The 18,648-nt window shown below is 71.3% G+C and carries 16 protein-coding genes and 1 pseudogene; 5 read left to right on the plus strand and 12 right to left on the minus strand.

The window, feature by feature from the left end; translation table 11 throughout:
* Nucleotides 1-9 precede the first annotated feature (9 nt).
* Nucleotides 10-912: a LysR family transcriptional regulator ArgP gene (locus ABZO29_RS41985; RefSeq protein WP_367325453.1), complete on the minus strand. Its 903-nt coding sequence runs from the start codon at nt 910-912 to the stop codon at nt 10-12.
* Between the two features lie 69 nt (nt 913-981).
* Here ABZO29_RS41985 and ABZO29_RS41990 point away from each other — a divergent pair, with 69 nt between their 5' ends.
* Both ABZO29_RS41990 and ABZO29_RS41995 read left to right on the plus strand, forming a co-directional pair.
* On the plus strand, nt 982-1,596 hold the full coding sequence (locus ABZO29_RS41990) for a LysE/ArgO family amino acid transporter (RefSeq protein ID WP_367325454.1): 615 nt from the start codon (nt 982-984) through the stop codon (nt 1,594-1,596).
* Between the two features lie 81 nt (nt 1,597-1,677).
* Entirely contained in the window at nt 1,678-2,979 is a 1,302-nt protein-coding gene (locus ABZO29_RS41995; protein WP_367325455.1) for an MFS transporter, read from the plus strand.
* Between the two features lie 5 nt (nt 2,980-2,984).
* On the opposite strand, the gene ABZO29_RS42000 is transcribed toward ABZO29_RS41995, so the two are convergent.
* The 3 genes from ABZO29_RS42000 to ABZO29_RS42010 form a co-directional block, all read right to left on the minus strand.
* Nucleotides 2,985-3,440, minus strand: a complete 456-nt coding sequence (locus ABZO29_RS42000; protein ID WP_367325456.1) for a cyclic nucleotide-binding domain-containing protein — start codon at nt 3,438-3,440, stop codon at nt 2,985-2,987.
* A gap of 258 nt (nt 3,441-3,698) precedes the next feature.
* Nucleotides 3,699-5,177, minus strand: a complete 1,479-nt coding sequence (locus ABZO29_RS42005) for an aminotransferase class I/II-fold pyridoxal phosphate-dependent enzyme (RefSeq protein WP_367325457.1) — start codon at nt 5,175-5,177, stop codon at nt 3,699-3,701.
* A gap of 52 nt (nt 5,178-5,229) precedes the next feature.
* Nucleotides 5,230-5,442: a hypothetical protein gene (locus tag ABZO29_RS42010; protein WP_367325458.1), complete on the minus strand. Its 213-nt coding sequence runs from the start codon at nt 5,440-5,442 to the stop codon at nt 5,230-5,232.
* Between the two features lie 219 nt (nt 5,443-5,661).
* Between ABZO29_RS42010 and ABZO29_RS42015 the strand changes: the two genes are divergently transcribed.
* A complete protein-coding gene (locus ABZO29_RS42015; RefSeq protein ID WP_367325459.1) occupies nt 5,662-6,108 on the plus strand; it encodes an ATP-binding protein in 447 nt (148 codons plus the stop codon).
* Between the two features lie 13 nt (nt 6,109-6,121).
* Here ABZO29_RS42015 and ABZO29_RS42020 read toward each other — a convergent pair whose 3' ends face one another.
* Together ABZO29_RS42020 and ABZO29_RS42025 are read right to left on the minus strand one after the other, a co-directional pair.
* A complete protein-coding gene (locus ABZO29_RS42020) occupies nt 6,122-7,750 on the minus strand; it encodes an IS200/IS605 family accessory protein TnpB-related protein (RefSeq protein ID WP_367325460.1) in 1,629 nt (542 codons plus the stop codon).
* The gene (locus tag ABZO29_RS42025; protein ID WP_367325461.1) at nt 7,743-8,318 is read right to left on the minus strand and encodes an IS607 family transposase; all 576 of its coding nucleotides are present in this window, start codon (nt 8,316-8,318) and stop codon (nt 7,743-7,745) included. The genes ABZO29_RS42020 and ABZO29_RS42025 overlap by 8 nt, the downstream gene beginning before the upstream one ends.
* A gap of 118 nt (nt 8,319-8,436) precedes the next feature.
* Between ABZO29_RS42025 and ABZO29_RS42030 the strand changes: the two genes are divergently transcribed.
* A complete protein-coding gene (locus ABZO29_RS42030; RefSeq protein WP_367325462.1) occupies nt 8,437-8,868 on the plus strand; it encodes a hypothetical protein in 432 nt (143 codons plus the stop codon).
* 22 nt (nt 8,869-8,890) lie between these two features.
* On the opposite strand, the pseudogene ABZO29_RS42035 reads toward ABZO29_RS42030, so the two are convergent.
* From ABZO29_RS42035 to ABZO29_RS42045, 3 genes and pseudogenes are all read right to left on the minus strand, one after another.
* Nucleotides 8,891-9,424: pseudogene (locus ABZO29_RS42035) on the minus strand (FUSC family protein); the annotation flags it as partial.
* A gap of 600 nt (nt 9,425-10,024) precedes the next feature.
* Nucleotides 10,025-11,383 carry an NAD(P)/FAD-dependent oxidoreductase gene (locus ABZO29_RS42040; RefSeq protein ID WP_367325463.1) on the minus strand — a complete coding sequence of 453 codons (1,359 nt, stop codon included), beginning with the start codon at nt 11,381-11,383 and terminating at the stop codon, nt 10,025-10,027.
* Between the two features lie 197 nt (nt 11,384-11,580).
* Nucleotides 11,581-13,485: a long-chain fatty acid--CoA ligase gene (locus tag ABZO29_RS42045; RefSeq protein ID WP_367325464.1), complete on the minus strand. Its 1,905-nt coding sequence runs from the start codon at nt 13,483-13,485 to the stop codon at nt 11,581-11,583.
* Nucleotides 13,486-13,637: 152 nt separating this feature from the next.
* Here ABZO29_RS42045 and ABZO29_RS42050 point away from each other — a divergent pair, with 152 nt between their 5' ends.
* On the plus strand, nt 13,638-13,871 hold the full coding sequence (locus ABZO29_RS42050; protein ID WP_367325465.1) for a DUF6480 family protein: 234 nt from the start codon (nt 13,638-13,640) through the stop codon (nt 13,869-13,871).
* An 11-nt stretch (nt 13,872-13,882) separates the two neighbouring features.
* Here the strand turns inward: ABZO29_RS42050 and ABZO29_RS42055 are convergent, their stop codons facing one another.
* From ABZO29_RS42055 to ABZO29_RS42065, 3 genes are all read right to left on the minus strand, one after another.
* The gene (locus ABZO29_RS42055; RefSeq protein WP_367325466.1) at nt 13,883-14,971 is read right to left on the minus strand and encodes a glutamate--cysteine ligase; all 1,089 of its coding nucleotides are present in this window, start codon (nt 14,969-14,971) and stop codon (nt 13,883-13,885) included.
* Between the two features lie 79 nt (nt 14,972-15,050).
* Nucleotides 15,051-17,255 carry a 1,4-alpha-glucan branching enzyme gene (gene glgB, locus ABZO29_RS42060; RefSeq protein WP_367325467.1) on the minus strand — a complete coding sequence of 735 codons (2,205 nt, stop codon included), beginning with the start codon at nt 17,253-17,255 and terminating at the stop codon, nt 15,051-15,053.
* 4 nt (nt 17,256-17,259) lie between these two features.
* Nucleotides 17,260-18,621 carry a maltokinase gene (locus ABZO29_RS42065; RefSeq protein WP_367325468.1) on the minus strand — a complete coding sequence of 454 codons (1,362 nt, stop codon included), beginning with the start codon at nt 18,619-18,621 and terminating at the stop codon, nt 17,260-17,262.
* Between the last annotated feature and the right edge of the window lie 27 nt (nt 18,622-18,648).

Here is an 18,648-nt window from a genome sequence, read left to right on the forward strand (position 1 = left end):
CCCACCAGCTCAGTGAGCCCCACCCAGCGCCCGAGCCGCCTCCTCCGCCACCGCCTCGGCCACCACCGCGAGTGCGGGCGAGTCCAGCTTCCACTGCTGCCAGTACAGCGGGACGTCGAGCGCCCGGTCCGGGGCGAGGCCGACGAGACGCCCCGCACGCAGCAGCGGTCCGGCCTGCACCTCGGGCACCATGCCCCAGCCGAGCCCGGCGCACACGGCCTCCAGGAAGCCCTCCGACGTGGGGACGCAGTGCCGTACGGGACTCGCGCCGCCGCGGCCACGGCGCAGCCTGCGCACGAACGCGTCCTGCAGGTCGTCCCGCCGGTCGAAGGTCATCACGGGCGCCTCGGCGAGGGCCTCGCTCAGCGGTCCGCCGAGATACCGTGCGGCGAAGTCCGGGCTCGCGGCGGGGACGTAGCGCAAGGTGCCCAGGGCGCGTACCGAGCACCCGGCCACCGGGTCGGGCGACGAGGTCACCGCGGCCATCACCAGCCCCTCCCGCAGGAGCGCCGCGGTGTGCGCCTCGTCCTCGCGGTGCAGTTCGAAACAGAGCGGTGGCTCCTTCGGGACACGGGTGAGCGCGGGGAGGAACCAAGTGGCCAGCGAGTCGGCGTTGACCGCGACCGTCACCCGGGTCGGTTCCCCGGCGCCGCTCATCCCGAGTTCGGCCCGGGCGTCGCGTTCCAGCCGGGCCAGCTGGCGTGCGAAGCGGACGACGACCTCGCCCGACTCGGTGGGCTGCACCGGCTTCGTACGGACCAGCAGCACCCGCCCGGTGCGCTGTTCCAGCGCCTTCACCCGCTGGCTGACCGCGGACGGCGTCACGTGCAGCGCGGCGGCGGCGGCGTCGAACGTGCCCTCGTCGACCACCGCGAGCAGGGTCCGTACCTGGTCGAGCGGAAGTTCATCCATCACAACAGCTAATGATAGTTAAGAATCTTTAGCTGTACTCCAGGTGCTCGCTTCTCTAGCGTCGAAGCCATGCCCCAAGCCCTCACCGCCGCGGTTGCCGGATTCGGTACCGGCCTCTCGCTCATCATCGCCATCGGCGCCCAGAACGCCTTCGTCCTGCGCCAGGGGATCCGCCGCGACGCGGTCCTCGCCGTCGTCGGCATCTGCGCCCTGTCCGACGCCCTCCTCATCGCCCTCGGAGTGGGCGGTGTCGGCGCGGTGGTGGTGGCGTGGCCGGGGGCGCTGACCGCGGTCGGCTGGATCGGCGGCGCCTTCCTGCTCTGCTACGGCGCCCTCGCCGCCCGTCGGGTCCTCAAGCCCGCGGGCGCCCTCCACGCCGAGGGCGAGGCGGCGGGTTCACGCCGGCGCGCCGTGCTCACCTGCCTGGCCATAACGTGGCTCAATCCGCACGTCTACCTCGACACCGTCTTCCTGCTCGGCTCGATCGCCGCCGACCGCGGCCCGCTGCGCTGGACCTTCGGACTCGGCGCCGCGCTCGCGAGCCTGTGCTGGTTCGCCGCGCTCGGCTTCGGCGCCCGGCTGCTCAGCCGCTTCCTGGCCAGGCCGGCGGCCTGGCGGGTCCTGGACGGCCTGGTCGCCGCCACGATGATCGCCCTGGGCGGGGCCCTCGTCGCCGGAACCTGAGACCGCGGATCCGTGGGTGACGGCCTGTGCTGCGACAGTGAACCCTGACTCCGAAGGATGCAACGACCAACCAGGAAGCCCGTGGACACGAGCGAGAGCAGCACCGAACCGCAGACCGAGGCCGCGCCGGGACCGTACAAGCCGTCCCGGCGCGGCTGGCGCCGCTGGGCCATGGACACCCGCCCTCTGCGCCGCCCTGCCTACCGCAGGCTGTGGTCGTCGACCATCGTGACGGCGGTCGGCAGCCAGCTCACCGCCGTCGCCGTGCCCAAGCAGATCTACGACATCACCGGCTCCTCCGCCTGGGTCGGCTACGCCGGGTTCGCGGGTCTCGTGCCGATGGTGCTGTTCGCGCTGTGGGGCGGAGCGGTCGCCGACACCGTGGACCGCCGCAGGCTGCTGCTGATCACCAACAGCGGGATCGCGGTCACCTCGGTGCTCTTCTGGCTGCAGGCCGCAAGCGGGCTCGACTCGGTCGGCGTCCTGATCGTGCTGCTCGCCGTGCAGCAGGCGTTCTTCGGCCTCAACTCGCCCGCCCGCAACGCGTCCATCGCCCGCCTGGTTCCCGAGGAGGAACTCCCCGCCGCCAACGCCCTCGGCTCGACCGTCATGCAGACCGGGCTGGTCGCCGGACCGCTGCTCGCCGGGGCCCTCATCCCGGTCGTCGGCCTGCCCGAGCTGTACCTCATCGACGCCCTGGCCCTGTGCGTCACCGTGTGGGCGGTAGTGCGGCTGCCCTCGCTGCCGCCGCTGACCACCACGGCGGCACGCCGCGCCGGGATACGGCAGATCGCGGAGGGCTTCCGCTACATCTCCCGCCACAAGGTGCTGTTGCTGTCCTTCCTCGCCGACATCATCGCCATGGTCTTCGGCATGCCGCGCGCCCTGTTCCCGCAACTCGCCGCGCAGACATACGCGTCGTACGGCGAAGGGCTCGCCCTCGGCCTGCTGTTCGCCGCGATACCCATCGGCGCGGTCCTCGGCGGGGTGTTCTCCGGCACGTTCTCGCGGGCCCGGCGGCACGGCTGGATGGTGATCGGCGCGGTCGTCGCCTGGGGCGCGGCGATCGCGGGGTTCGGGCTGAGCCGCAGCCTGTGGTTCGCGGTGGCGTTCCTGGCCACCGCCGGGGTCGCCGACATGGTGTCCATGGTCTTCCGCGGGGCGATCCTGCTGTCCGCCGCCACCGACGAGATGCGCGGCCGCATGCAGGGCGTCTTCACCGTCGTCGTCGCCGGCGGCCCGCGCCTCGCCGACGTGCTGCACGGCACGGCAGGCTCGGCCTTCGGCCCCCGCGCGGCCGTCTCGGGCGGCGGCCTGCTGGTCGTCGCGCTCATGCTGGGCCTGGCCGCTGCGGTCCCGGCACTGCGCCGCTACCGCGTCTGACGCCCTCAGAGGGCCCCGCGGCGATGGACCCCGTACTGCTCCATCAGCCTGACCCGGGTCGTCTCCAGCCGGTGCGCGAGGATCTCGGCCACGATCCGCACCAGCGACAGCCCGAGCGCCGGATCCTCCTCGCACAGCTTGAGCACCGGCTGCGCGCTGAACTCGTAGGCGCGTACCGGGCTGAAGGCCTCCGCTCCGAAGTCCCACTGGTACGGCGGGAACAGCCAGGACCAGCCGAGCATGTCGCCGGCGCCCAGGCTGGCGACGGTCACCTTCTGGAGCGACGTCACGCGCTGGTCGAGGGAGACGGCGCCCGAGCGGATGACCCAGAAGCGGTCGGCCGTGCCGCCCGCTTCGAAGATGCGGGTGTCCTCGGGGAAGGACACCTCCCGGGCGAGCGCCATCAGGCGCTGACGCTGGGGCGGGGGAAGGGCGGTCAGCAGTTTCGTCGCTTTGGTCATGGCGCAGGGCTCCTCGCCGGGATCGGTTCCGGTGCTTTCCCTACGCCCATTTCAGCCGCTGCCGGCGCACAGAGCACCTTGGCGGAGGCAAGGAGCTCGAAGACATGAAAAAGCCCTGGCTGGACGGGGGAAGCCAGCCAGGGCCGTAAGCGGTGGCGCATGGGGGACGGATACGGTCGACCCCGTGACCACGTATGAATGAACGCTAAACCATCTACGAGGATTTCGCGTACCCGTAACCGGGTCAAGTGACCGGTTTCACTTCGGCTGCATGGCGACCACCCGCACGGTCTCCAGCTCGGGGTCACTGGGGTCGGGCAGATACATTCCCGCGGCCAGCCCCGTGCGCAGATACCGCAGTACCGGTTCGGTCAGGCGCTCGCCGGGGAGCACGGCCGGGATGCCGGGGGGATACGGAGTGATCATCTCCGCCGCGACCCGACCGGCCGCCTCGGCCACCGGTACGTCCTCGGTGGGCCCGAAGAACGCGTCACGGGGCAGGCGGGCCTGCGACAGGCGCAGATCGGCGGGCGAGGGCACGTCGACCCGCGCTGCCGGACGCAGCTCGGGCGCCGCCTGCGCGAGGGCCTTGAGGGCGGCGAGCAGTTCGCCGGTCGTCTCGTGGTCGTCGCCGTGCGTGATCTGCGCGCCGATGCGGCGGTGGTCGGCCAGATGGGTGTCCAGGCCCCGCTGCTCCCGCAGCCAGTCGGCGGCCCGGTACCCCGTGATCCCCAGCCCGCTGATGTCGATGACGACCGGCAGCGGATCGAAGTCGTCGGCCAGCCCCGGCCCGCAGAAGTCGTCCCGGCCGTTGACGTGCATCCCGTCGATCTCCTCGACGGCGGCACGGACTTCGGCCGCGAGGTCCAGCGCCGCGCCCATGATCCGCTTCCCGTACAGGGCCATCTGGCGGCGCCAGCCGTCGAGCCCGGCGTAGATCAGCACCGACGGGCTGGTGGTGCCGAGCAGATCGGCCCGCATCCTCAACAGCTCAGGCGGTACGAGTCCGCCGCGCAGGTGGAAGACGGAGCCCTGCTCCAGGCCGCTGCCCATCTTGTGGATGCTCGTCACACAGATGTCGGCGCCCGCGTCCATCGCCCAGGTCGGCAGATCGGGGTGGAACGGCAGATGCGCGCCCCACGCCTCGTCCACGATCAGCGGCAGCGAGCGCCGGTGGCAGACCTCGGCGATCGCCCGCAGACCGGCGCAACTGCCGTACGGCGTCGGACTGGTGACCAGTGCGCCCTTCGCGTCGGGACAGGCGGCGAAGGTCCGCTCGAACTCCTCGGCGGACGGCGGATGTGCGAGATGCCGCTCGGGGTCCCACCGCGGCTCGACCCAGACCGGCTCGATGCCGGACAGGATCAGGCCCGACACGACGGACTTGTGGGAGTCCCGTCCGATCAGCAGCCGCTCGTGCGGACCGGCGACGGCGAGCATCGCCGCCTTCACCGACAGGGAACTGCCGCAGGTGGTGAAGAACGTGTGCTCGGCGTGCACGGCATCGGCCATCAGCTCCTCGGCCCGCTCCAGGACCCTTCCCCGGGTGAGCCGGTCGTCGAGACCGCCCGACGCCAGGACGTCACCGAGGAAGACCGCGTCACCGAGCACCTCACGCACGGCGGAATCCGCGCCGCGGGCCTGTTTGTGCCCCGGCGGCGTGAACGACAGGCGCCCCCTGCGCCGGTAGTCGGACAGGGCTTCCAGAACCGGTGCTCCCAAGTGATCGACGGCCATGCGTCCCGAGTGCCCCCGACCGCGACCGCCAATCCGGCCCGGGTCGGGGGTCTCACGCGCGCTTGCCGGGCGTCAGGATCTCGTCCAGCACCCTGAGCACCGCCTCGTAGGCCAGGACGCGTACGTTCGCGTCACGGGCCCCGTCGGGATCGGTGGGGCGCAGCGCGTCGCTGCGCGACCGCCACGTCCGCTCCTCCTCCTCGGCGCAGGTCCTCGCGCGCTGCATGCGCCGCAGCAGTTCGTCCGAGTCCACGACATCGGTCATGTACTCCACGTACCCCGGGCAGGAGCATCGATGACAGGCGCTGATCCCTGCGCCCGGCATGTTTGGCCGGGACGTCCAGAGGTGAGCCGAACAGTAGAGGGCCGCCCGGGCCGTGCGGGTTGCGGTCACGGCTCGGGGCGGCGGCAGGGCCGAGAAGCGAACGCGCCGAGGCGCGCCCGACCGCCTTCTCGACCGGTCAGCGAGCCAGGGAGCGAAAGGATGCGTGCCCAGGACCGGACCAGGCCCCTCAGTGAGGCCGTCGGCACAGACCTGCGCGAGAGGCTGGGCCCGTGTCGCCCGGCCGACGTCCGAGGGGCCGTACGGCGTGTGGTGGCCCGCCGGTGCCTGCGCACCGGATCACTCTGCGACGAGGCCGCCCTCTCGGACGCGTTGCTCGTCGCCTCGGAACTGACGACCAACGCGATCCTCCACGGCGGCGGCATCACGGCGATCGACGTCGAGGCCACCATGGGGACCGGCGTGCGCGTCGCCGTCAGCGATCGCAGCAATCTGCCCCCTGTCCTCCAGCCTGCCGTCGACGCCCATGGGCGCCGACGTACCGGGGGCCGCGGATGGCCGATCGTCTGCCGCCTGTCGCGGGAGGTACGGGTGGCGGAACTGCCCTCGGGCGGCAAACGCATCACGGCCGTGGTGCCCGTGTTCTGATCCCGAACCGTTCCTAATCAGTGAGCAGGAGTGAGTCTTGGACCCATACCTGGTCACTGCGGACACCCCGAACGGTTTTGGATGTCCTGGTTGCCCGCGTACTCGCCGCGTCCGGCGGCACGGATCGTGTCCGTGGTCCGGGGATGCGGGGGCGGGGTCCCTCACGCCCAGGGGCACACCGGTCGGCCTGGATGGTCCGATGCCCGTGCACATCGCTCTGGTGTGCACGGGGCGGTGTCGTCCGTCGCCGGATCGGGTGTCCCTGGGCGCGTCGTCCGATCGCGATGCTCGCTGCATCGTGCCGGGTGGTCTTACGGGTGGGGCCGGCCATCGGCTTTTGCCAGTGCTGGGCGCCCCACTTGCTGGTGTAGGCCGGGTCCACCGCGATGATCGCGATACCTGTGGCGTCGGCCATGGAGGTCAGCCGGGCGCGGAGCTTGCCGGTCGGCATGCCGGAGATGAGCTGCCGGAATCGGCGCTTGCGCCCGTGCTTCTCTCTGGTTTTCTCGGTCTGGAAGTCGAGGTCTTCGACCGCGATGGCCTTGACGCCGCAGGTCTTGGCCCAGTTCAGCAGCCGCGTGAGGGCGTGCCGTACCTGGGCGTCGCGGTGCTGGGCGCCTTGAGACAGGTCGAAGAAGAACCGGCGCGGCCGGCCAGCCGGGTTACCGTGAGTGTCGAGGCGCCATGCGGCGAGGTGGTCGGCGTTGGTGTCCACGCCGATCACGCCGTTGGCGAGGGCGGCTTCGAGTGGGATGGTCTTGGTGGGAGGGATCTGCCAGGAGGCGTCCACGTACCAGCGCCCGCGTCCCGTGTCGTAGTGGATGCGGTAGGCCACGGCCCGGTTGGCCTCCACGCGGTCGGCCCACTCCTTCCCCCGGTGGGGGAACCGCGCCGTTCCAGCGAGTACGTACCGGCCGTGCTTGGCGTTCGCCAGGTCGCAGAGCCGGGCCGGGAGCTTGATCGACACTTCGCCCTCGGGCGTGATGCGGATCGTCTCGTTGCCGAACCTTTTCCCCGACTCGCCGTCCGCCTGGAGGAACCAGCGCCCCGCTGCCCACCGCTCACGCCACTCGGCCTCGGTGAGCTGCGCCTTGTCGAGGTTGTTACGGGTGCCCAGCAGACGTTTACCGCCACGCACGACGTGCACCCGGCCCGCTTCCCGGTCGGCCCGAACCCGGTCGAGCCGGTCCTCCAGCACATGCAGGCGGCGCGCTTTGTTAAACCACTCGTGCGCGGAGCTGTAGCCGCCCGGAGTCCGCTTGGTGCCCTTCTGTCCGACCGGCAGCGACAGCCGGTGCCGGATCGTCGTGATACCGGCTTGGAGGGACTGGAGTTGCGCGGCCTGGCCGCGCCGGGCGAGCGCCCACTGGTCATGCGTGGCCTTCGTGATCGACCCGGCCCACCTGGACGACGACTCGGCCGTCAGGTCCCGCTTACGGACCGCCCATGACTCGGTGGAGTGCTCCAAACCGTCGGTGCAACGCGCTTTGAGGTCCTTCGAGGCGAGCGAGCCCAGGTGCGCCCCCACCAGGCGCAGAACCTTCTCATCCGCGGGTGTGAGGTCCCCCAGCCGGGTACGTACCGCCACACCGGACGGGCCGAGAGCGACGAACGGCGCGGCGATCGGGCGGAGGTCAGCCATGTTCGGCCGCTTCCAGTGCCTTGCGGGCGCGGTTCTTCGCCGACCTGCGCCCGTACAGACGGGCGCACAACGACGTCAGTACCTCCACCATGTCCCGCACCAGGTCGTCTTCGACCTCGCCGTCGTCCACCACCAGCAGGCGACGGCCCGTCGCGGACAAGGCGGCCTCGACAAGTTCGACGTTCATCCGGCCGAGCCGGCCCTTATGCTCCACCACCACGGTGGTCACGTTCGGGTCGGCCAGCAGACGTCGAGCCTTCGAACGGCAGCCGTTCATCCCGGAAGCGATCTCCGCCTCAACACGAACGACTCGGTGACCGGCGTTCACCGCCCACGCCGACAGCCGAGCGACCTGGCGTTCCAGATCGGTCTTCTGATCGTGCGAGGACACGCGGGCATACAGGCCCAGACCACCGATGGCCTCGGGCGTGGTGTTCGCGTCGATGTTCACCAGGATCGTGCGCGGCCCGACCCGCTGAGCCGGTACCGGCAACGTCCCCTCACGGAACCAGCGATACGCGGTCTGCGGATGCACGCCCTGCGTCTTCGCCCATTCCGTCAGATTCACAGCCTGACAACGACACTCACTCACACATGGTTACGCTCACTTACCCGACTTCGCGGACCAGCAGGTGGAGACCCCGTCCGCGGCGTCTGACGGGCGTTTCCCGGGGAACACGGGACGAATGAACGAATCCGAGCTGCCCCCCGGCGGACGGCCCGTAGACGTTTACCTCGACCTCCTGCGGATCCGGATGGACTCGGAGGACTACGGGCTTTTGCTGAGTGTCGTCGAACCGGCCCTCCGGGCGATCGACGAACAACGCCTGGCCACCCTCGACGTCGTGCTGAACCCCGAGCGTACGAAGGGTCTGCCGCAGGACATCCGCGACGAGGCGGCCCTCGTGATCGCGACCGCGATCACCGGTCGGCTGGACAACGAGGTGGTCGAGATCGACGTCGAGGAGACCGGTCCGGTCAGGGTGGTGACCGACTCGGTCACCGCGTCCGACCCGGAGCGCCTCGCCGAGATCGCCGACCACATCCGCCGTCGCAACCGGGAGACCGAGGAGCTGCGCGGCATCGCCGAAGCGAGCGATCTGCCGACGGATTTCTGATCCGCGGGCGACCCTCCCGGGGTCATGTGCGGGGCGCGGTCACGGGGACCCTCAGCGGCCGTGCCGGGCCGACCGCCCCTCGTCCAGGCGCTGCAGATGACGCAGCACGCGGTCGGTGATCCTGCCGTACCGCGGTGTGCCGGCCACGTCGTGCTCGAGGAGCGAGGCGATGCTCGGCCCCGTGACGACCTCGGCGCTGCTGTGCTCGTCGGTGACGCGCGCGGCGATCGCCCTGATGCTGCGGACGATGCGCTGCCCGCGCCCCGCAGCCGCGGGTCCGCCGCGATCGACGGGTGCGTCGGCGGCAGCTCGGCGGCGGCCGCCAGGGACCGCGCGTGGTAGGCGCAGGTACCCGGGAGGGGGGTGAGGGGCTGCGTGGCGGCGCTCGGATCGGCCAGCGCCTCGTCCAGGGCACGGGCAGGCCCAGCAGATCGCCCGCAGGGCCGCCGCTGAGCCCCTCGACGGCGGCATGGGTGCCGTCGACCAGCCGATCCAGCGCGGTCGTCAGGGGGTCGTTGGTGCGGCGGTCCGTCGGCACGGGCAGGACCAGTTCTGCCCCGCGACGACCCCGCAGGCGGCGGCCGGCGCGGGACCATCGCGAAACGTGCCACGGCGCTGCAGCCGAACGCCACGGCCACGGCGCCGCAGAAGCGGGGCAGGGCCGCGACCGTGACCCGGACGAACAGCGCCAGGTAGTAGACCGGGAAGGCGATCGGCCCGAGCAGCCGGTCGAGCACGGTCGTCAGAGGGTCGTTGGTGCGGCGGTCCGTCGGCACGGGCAGGACCAGTGCCGCCCCGCGACGATCCCGCAGGCGGCGGCCGGCGCGGGACCATCGCGAAACGTGCCACGGCGCTGCAGCCGAACGCCACGGCCACGGCGCCGCAGAAGCGGGGCAGGGCCGCGACCGTGACCCGGACGAACAGCGCCAGGTAGTAGACCGGGAAGGCGATCGGCCCGAGCGCGGTGCCGGGCCGCCGAACCGGCGGCCGTAGAAGGGGGCGGACGATGGCCGCCGGCGCCCCCGCCACCAGATGGGCCCGCAGCAGTGAGACCCCCGCCGGCGCCAGCCCGATGGCGCTCACCGTGCGCGGCCCGGCGGCGAGCCGCGGCAGCCCCGGCTCGGACGCCCGACACGATCTCGCGGCCGTGCCGCGGTCACTCCCCCACCCGCTCCCGCACTTGTTCGGGCGTCAGGTAGGTGTCGGTGTACTCGAAGTCCTTGAGCTTGGCGGGCCTGCGGGCCTGGAAGCCGGTGCGTACGAAATCGTCGCCGGCGAGCGCGTTGAGCGTCCAGTTCGTCAGGACACGGACCTTGGCGACGTTGGTGCGCAGCGCAGACCAGTGGTAGCCGCGGGCCACGACCTGGGCGGGCAGACCGTGCAGTTCGACGCCGAGCGGCTTGGAGACGGCGTCGCGCCCGCCCAGGTCGACGACCAGACCCAGGTCCTTGTGGACGTAGGGCCGCAGCGGCTGGTTGCGCAGCATGGCGATGACGTTGTCGGCGACCACCGGGCCCTGCCGCATGGCGTGCTGGGCGGTCGGCGGGCAGAACGCGCTCTCGTCGTCCTTGGCCTTGTCGGGCACGGCGGCGGAGTCGCCGAGTGCGAACACTCCGTCGTGACCGGGCAGGGTCATCTCGGCGTTGACCGCGAGGCGCCCGCGCACGGTCTCCGCGCCGAGCGTGGCGATCAGCGGGCTCGCCGCGACCCCGGCGGTCCAGATCAGGGTGCGGGTGGGGATCACCCGGCCGTCGGTGAAGGTGACCTCCTCCGGCCCGGCCTTGTCGATCGACACCCCCAGGGAGATGTCGATGCCGCGCCGGCGCAGGATCTCCTGCGCGCTGCTCCCGAGCTTGTCGCCCAGCTCGGGCATGAGCTTCGGGGCGATGTCGATCAGGTGCCACTTGATCAGAGCGGGATCCAGCCTGGGGTAGCGCTTGACCGCGTTGTGAGTCAGCTTCTGCAGGCAGGCCGCGGTCTCCGTGCCGGCGTAGCCGCCGCCGACCACCACGAACTGCAGCCGGGAGGCGCGCTCCGCGGGGTCCTGGCTGGCGTCGGCGAGGTCGAGCTGGGAGATGACGTGGTCGCGGATGTACGCCGCCTCGGCGAGCGTCTTGAGGCCGAAGGCGTTGTCGACGAGCCCCGGGATGTCGAAGGTGCGGGTGATGCTGCCCGGCGCCAGCACGATGTAGTCGTACGGCTCGTTGACGATCTCGTCCGTGATGGTGCGGATGACGCACACCTTGGCCTTCAGGTCCACGCCTATCGCGCCGCCGGGAATGATCCGGGTGCGGTACTTCTTGCTACGGCGCAACGACAGCGCGATCGACTGGGGCGTCAGCACGCCCGAGGCGACCTGCGGCAGCAGCGGCAGATAGAGCTGGTAGGAGAGCGGTGTCACCAGGGTGACGTCGGCCTCGTCCGGGGAGAGTTTCCGTTCCAGGCGCCGGACGCACTCCACTCCCGCGAAGCCCGCGCCCACCACCAGGATCCTGGGTCGTGTCACGATGATCATCCCTTCTGCGGCTCCAGGCGGTCTGCCTCGACGACATGCGCGTGCCCGCCGGATCGCTGCTTCGCACCTCATTGATCTCACCGCGACCGCAGCTTTTCGGCCAGCCGGGCGCAGCATGCAGACGAACACGGGGTTCCCGCAAGCCCTGTCCTACCCCAGCAGCGGAGCGCATACGTCCGTTTCCGCGCGGGCGGCCCTCACCGGAACACGTTGTCCGAGTCGTCCCAGCTCAGCACCTCCGCCTGTGCGCCCTGCCGGGGCAGCGGCGCACGCGCCTGGTACATCGCGTCGATCTCGACCGCGTAATGCCGCACGATCGAGTCCCTGCGCAGCTTCATCGAGGGCGTCAACAGCCCGTTGGCCTGGCCGAACGGCTCCGCGAGCACACGGAAGACCCGGATCGACTCCGAACGGGACACGGCGCTGTTGGCCGCGGCCACGGCACGCCCGATCTCCTCCCGCAGCGCGTTCTCCTCCCGCGCCTCGCGGCTCGGCGTGTCGCCCTGCCCCGCGAGCCCTCCGCGCCAGTGCGCCAGGAACTCCGGGTCCAGCGTGATCAGCGCGCCGACGCAGGGCCGGTTGTCGCCGACGACCACGGCCTGGTGGATGAGCGGATGCATCCGCAGCCGCTGCTCCAGGAAGGCCGGCGCCACGCTCTTGCCGCCGCTGGTGATGATGACGTCCTTCTTGCGGCCGGTGATCGTGAGGTAGCCGTCGGCATCCAGGTACCCGAGATCGCCCGTGGCCAGCCACCCGCCCCGCAGCGCGGCGCGGGTGGCGGCCTCGTCGTTGATGTACCCCTGGAACACCGAAGGGCCGCGCACCAGGATCTCGCCGTCGTCGCCCATCCGGATGTCCATCCCCGGCAGGATCTGCCCGACGGTGCCGGACTTCTCCCGGCCCAACGGCTGCGCCGTGACCCCGCCACTGGTCTCCGTCAGCCCGTAGCCGTCGTTCACATAGACGCCGATGCCCTCGTAGAACAGCGAGAGTTCACGGTTCAGCGGCGAACCGCCCGAGGTGGCACGGCACACCCTGCCGCCCAGCGCGGCCCGCAGCCGCCGGTACACCGTGCGTTCGTACAGGGCGTGCTGCAGCCGCAGGTCGAAACCCGGCCCGTGTCCACGGCCCAGCCGCTGCCGTTCGACGGCCGCGGCGAAGTCCCGCGCCGTCTCCGCCGCCCGCTCGAACAGTGCTCCTCGGCCCGCCTGCTGCGCCGTGCGCAGGAAGTTCTTGTAGATCTTCTCGAAGATCGACGGAACGGCGCAGAAGTACGTCGGGCGGAACGAGCGCAGCGCCGCCGACAGTGCCGCCTCGCTCAGGTCGGGCTCGAAGCCCATCAGCATGTCGCCGCGTATGCACAGGCCCTGCACCAGGAGTCCGTACACATGGGAGAAGGGCAGAAACGCGAGGACGACCGGCTGTTCGCCCGGCGATGCCACGGTGTGGCCCCAGCCGACCAGCAGTGTGTCGCAGGCGCTCGCCAGCCCGCGATGGCTCAGTGCGCAGCCCAGGGGACGGCCCGTCGTGCCGGAGGTGTAGACGATGGCCGCGGTGGAGTCCGGCAGCACGATGCGGCGCAGCGACTCCACCGTGGCCAGCGGGATGAACTCGCCCCGTTCGACGAGCTGTTCCAGCGCCCCCGCGTCCAGCTGCCAGACGTTCCGCAGGCGCGGCAGCGACGCGCACACCGAGCCGACCGTCATCACGCTCTGCTCGTCCTCGACGACCACGCCCACGCAGCCGGAGTCCTTCAGGATCCACTCGACCTGGTCGCGCGAGGACGTCGGGTAGATCGGGACGACCTCGGCGCCCACCGCCCACAGGGCATGGCTGAGCACCGTCCACTCGTAGCGGGTGCGTGCCATGATCGCCACGCGGTGGCCCGGCGAGATCCCGGAGGCGATCAGACCCTTGGCCAGATCGACCACCTCGTCCCGCACCTCCACCGCCGTCACCTTCTCCCAGACGCTGGAGGCGGGGTCACGGCGCTGTGCGAGCAGGGGCAGGGTGGGGTTGCGGGCCGCCGTCTCGAAGATGCTGTCGGCGAGCCCTCCGGTCAGGGGCGGGGCGGCTGGGGGAGCGAGAGCGAAGTCGCGCATGCACTGCTCCTGACATGTACGGGCTGTGACTCCGTCGATGAGAACCGTTATCGACGGTGGTCGAATGTAGCCCAGCTACGACCGGATGGTGCCGGGAATCGAGAAGTAGTTGCGGCTTGATGATCTGGCGGTGTTCGGGGGACTCGGACCGCATGAGTTACACGAATCCGGATCCCGAGCCCGAGCGCACCACCGGCCTCGAACCCGGCGGTGGCGTACCACCGGGCGAAACCCCGCCCGCGGAGAGCAGCCTGCCCGAGACGGGACCGCGGGAGACGCACAATCCCCCCAAGGGCTGGGCGAAGGCCCCGCTGACCATCATCCTCGTCCTCGCCGTGCTGTGCGCCGCCTTCTTCCTCGCCTTCGCGCTCATCCTCATTCTCTGAGACCGGACGCCTCAGGACTGGGTGTGGCGCACACACTCGGTGACGACGTCCCGCAGGCTGCCGGTCCGTTCCAGCAGCGCGCGCTGCACCTGGGCCCCGTTGCCGTGCCGCAGCAGTTCGTCGCAGGTCGCGCGGGCGCGGTCGAGGTCCCCGCTGTCGGCGAGGGCCTCCTCGACGTGTTCCAGCAAGGACCGCACCACCGTGTCGGCGGGTGCGTGCCGCATGCTCGTCGGGTGGAGCAGTTCGCCGGTCAGCCCGGAGCGGGCGGCCCGCCAGTCGGCCAGCCGCAGGAGACTCACGCTGTGCTGCGACGGTGCCACTCCGGCCTGCCACTCGCGCGCGGCGGTCTCGACCAGTCCGCGGGCGAGCGTGGCGACCAGCAGGGTGGTGTCCGCGTGCAGACAGACGTCCGCCACGCGGATCTCCACCGTGGGGTACTTCCGGGACAGACGCGCGTCGAAGTAGACCATGGCCTTGTCGAGGATGACGCCGGTGGCCAGCATGTCCGCGACCCGCCGGTGGTAGCGCTCCGCCGAGCCGAAGAGCTCGGTGGGACCGGCCGACGGCCAGCGCTGCCACACCCGGCTGCGGTAGCTGCTGTAGCCCGTGTCCTTGCCCTGCCAGAAGGGAGAGTTGGCACTCAGTGCCGACAGCACCGACAGCCAGGGCCGGATCCGGTCGATGACCGCGACGCCCTCCTCGTCGGAGTCGACGCAGACATGCACGTGACAACCGAGGACGAGCTGCTCCCGGGTCGCGATGCCGTAGTGCTCCGTCATCCACCGGTAGCGTCGGTTCCCGCCGATCGCGGGGCTGACGGGCAGCGGCGACGTGGCGAGCGCGGCGACCGCACACCCGGTCTCCGCGGCGTGGCGGGCCGCCTCCTTGCGACAGCGGACGATTTCCGCACCGAGCTCGGCCATGCCCGACTGCGGGTGGGTGTTGAGCTCGAGCATCTGGTTGTGCAGTTCCTTCTCGAAGACGTCCTGCTCCGCCACCTCCCGCTCGACATGGGCGAGCACCGCCGCGGAGAGGGCCTGCGGCTCGCCGGTCTCCGGGTCGACGAGGAGGAGCTCCTCCTCCACTCCGACGGTGCGCACGGATGCAGCCTTTCTGTGGTCCGCTGCTACGAGGGGGGTGCCCCGGTCGCACACCCCCGACTGCCCCTACCGCGACCGTTCACACGGGATACGGCGTGAGCCAGACCGTGGCCAGCGGTGGCAGCGTGAGCAGGATGTGCCCGTCCTCCGGCTTGATCGGGCCGGGATGGGTGACGTCGCTGCCGCCGTACCGCGCGGCGTCGGTGTTGAGCGTCTCCTGCCAGGCCGTGATGTCGTCGGGGACATCGAGGCGGTAGTCGTGGCGGACGACGGGGGAGAAGTTGCTCACGGCCAGCAGCGGGGTGCCCTCCGCGTCGAACCGGAGAAAGGCGAAGACGTTGTCGTCGGCGGCGTCGCAGACGACCCATCGGAAGCCGCCGGGGTCGGTGTCTCGCTGCCACAGGCCCGGCGTCGCCAGATACGTGGCGTTCAGGTCGCGGACGAGGTCCCTGACCCCCCGGTGGTCGCCTGCGGCGGCGTAGCCGGGGTCGAGGAGCCACCAGTCGGGGCCGTGCGCCTCGGACCATTCGGCGCCCTGGGCGAACTCCTGGCCCATGAACAGCAGCTGTTTGCCGGGGTGGGCCCACATGAATCCGAGGTAGGCGCGGTGGTTGGCGCGCTGCTGCCACCAGTCGCCCGGCATCTTCGACACCAGGGCCTGCTTGCCGTGGACGACCTCGTCGTGGGAGATGGGCAGGACGTAGTTCTCGCTGTAGGCGTAGATCATCGAGAAGGTCATCTCGTGGTGGTGGTACTTGCGGTGCACCGGCTCGTGCCCGATGTACTCGAGCGAGTCGTGCATCCAGCCCATGTTCCACTTCAGCCCGAACCCCAGCCCCCCGCTGTCGGTGGGGCGGGTCACCCCGTCCCACGCGGTGGACTCCTCGGCGATGGTGATCACTCCGGGAGCCCGCCGGTACACGGTCGCGTTCATCTCCTGCAGGAACGCCACCGCGTCCAGGTCCTCCCGGCCACCGAACACATTGGGCGTCCACTGCCCCGAGTCCCTCGAGTAGTCGAGGTAGAGCATCGAGGCGACGGCGTCCACCCGCAGGCCGTCGATGTGGAACTCCTCGCACCAGTACACGGCGTTGGCGACCAGGAAGTTGCGCACCTCGATCCGGCCGTAGTCGAACTCGTACGTCCCCCAGTCCGGATGCTCGGCCCGCCGTGCGTCCCCGGGCTCGTACAGCGGGTCCCCGTCGAACCGGGCCAGCGCCCAGTCGTCCTTGGGAAAGTGCGCCGGGACCCAGTCCATGATCACGCCGATGCCGGCCCGGTGGAGGGCGTCGACGAAGTACTTGAAGTCGTCGGGACTGCCGAGCCGTGAGGTCGGGGCGTAGAAACCGGTGACCTGGTAGCCCCAGGAGCCGCCGAAGGGGTGCTCGGCGACCGGCATCAGCTCGACGTGCGTGAAGCCCAGGTCCTTGACGTACGGCGGGAGTTCCTCGGCGAGTTGACGGTACGTCAGCCCGGGCCGCCAGGACGGCAGGTGCACCTCGTAGACCGAGAACGGCGCCTCGTGCACGGGCGTGCCGGCGCGCCGCGCCAGCCACTCGTCGTCGCCCCACTCGTGGTGCGAGGCGTGCACGATCGAGGCCGTGTCCGGCGGTACCTCGGTGCGGCGCGCCATCGGGTCGGCCTTGAGGCACCGGCCGCCGTACCGGGACGTGACCTCGAACTTGTACCGGGTGCCCTCGCCGATGCCCGGCAGGAACAGCTCCCACACGCCGGAGGAACCGAGCGACCGCATCGGGAACGCCGTCCCGTCCCAGCAGGTGAAGTCCCCGGCGACCCGGACCCCTTGGGCGTTGGGCGCCCATACCGTGAAGCGGGTGCCCGTCACGCCCTGGTGCGTCATGGGCTCGGCGCCCAGCGCCTTCCACAGCTGCTCGTGGCGGCCTTCGCGGACGAGGTGCAGGTCGAGGTCGCCGAGGGCCGGAAGGAACCGGTACGGGTCGTGCACCTCGTGTTCCTCGTCCCCGTACGCCACCCGGATGGTGTACTCGGGGATCTCGTCGAGCGGCAGTACGGCGGAGAAGAGCCCGTCGCCCTCCGAGGTCAGCCGAGTGCCGTGGCCGTCGATGACGACGCTGACGGAGCGGGCGAAGGGGCGCAGCGCCCGGAAGGCGATCCCGTCCGGAACCGGATGCGCTCCCAGCAGGGAGTGCGGGTCGTGGTAGGCGCCCGAGAGCAGCCGCGCACGGTCGTCGGAGGCGATCGCGGGCGCCCCGGGCGGGCGGGGGCCGCCCGACTCGGGGCGTGAGGTCTCGCGCAGAGCCATGGGATCAGCCTCCTCGGACGGCGAGTCGTTCGATCGCCGCCATCGGCACGGGCAGCCAGTCGGGTCGGTGCCTGGCCTCGTACAGGACTTCGTACACGGCCCGGTCCGTCTCGTAGGCGCGGAGCAGGGCGTGTTTCTTGCGTGGGTCCCAGCCGGCCCGGACCGCGTAGCCCGCGCAGTAGGCCTCCCGGCAGCGGCGAGCCCACTCCGGGCGCCAAGGCCGGCGCTGCCGGGCGGCGTAGTCGAAGGAGCGGAGCATGCCGGCGATGTCCCGGACCGGGGAGTGGGCGCTGCGCCGCTCGGCCAGCGGGCGGGACGGCTCGCCCTCGAAGTCGATGACGAACCAGTCCCGTCCGGCTCGCAGCACCTGACCGAGGTGGAGGTCGCCGTGGATGCGCTGGGCGGGCGGCCCGGAGTCGCAGCCGGCCAGGGCTGCGAAGGCGGTCCGCAGCCCGGGGACGAACGGCCGCAGGGCCGGCACCGTGAGGGCGGCCGTCTCCAGACGCTCGATCATCGCCGCCGCCGTACGCCCGTTCTCGCCCGCGGCGCCGACGGGCAGGGCCGTGGCCAGGGCGAGGTGCACGTCGGCCGTGGCCCGTCCCAGTTCATGGGCCTGAGCCGTGAAGTCGTCGCCGCGGGTCAGGGCGTCCAGCGCCAGTGTCCAGCCGTCGAAGGCGTCGGGCAGGAACGGCTGGAGCACGCCGAGCGTCGCCTCCTTCGGATGGATCGTGCGGAACCAGGCCACGGGCGCGGGCACCCGCCCGCATCCCTGCCCGGCCAGCGCGACCGGCACCTCCAGGTCGGGGTTGACTCCGGGCTGGATGCGCCGGAAGAGCTTCAGGATGAACGCGTCGCCGTACACCAGTGAGGTGTTGGACTGCTCGGCGTCGAGCAGACGCGGCGCCAGCCCGGCCGGCACCGGCACGGCCGGGTCGGACTCGAACCGCAGCGGGCCCAGGGGCCCGGGGTGACGCATCCGTTCCAGCAGCAGGTGCGCGGAGCGCGGGTCCTGCAGCGCGTCGTAGACCGTCAGGCCGGCCAGCGGCCCGCTTTCCGCACGCCCGATGAGCGCCCGGCCCAGCCGCGGTGAGAGATGTTCCTGGATGCCCAGGAGCAACTGGTAGCAGTCACCGGGCGGGTGAGTACCACCGGGGGTGGGCACGGGCGCGTGGGTGGCGTGCACCAGCAGGTGCAGGCAGCCCGGATACAGCTCGGTCATGGACAGCAGACGCAGGTCCGTGACGGGCCGGTCCTTGCCGGCGAACCACCGCTGCCGCGGCAGCCACTCGCGAAGCAGGTCGCCGAGCGACGCCATGGGCTGGACGACACCGGTGCGGCCGGGGTCGAGGGATGCGGTCTTCGGCATGGTGACGCGTCCTTTCCTCGGCGCACG

Source organism: Streptomyces sp. HUAS ZL42, assembly GCF_040782645.1.
GTDB lineage: Bacteria > Actinomycetota > Actinomycetes > Streptomycetales > Streptomycetaceae > Streptomyces.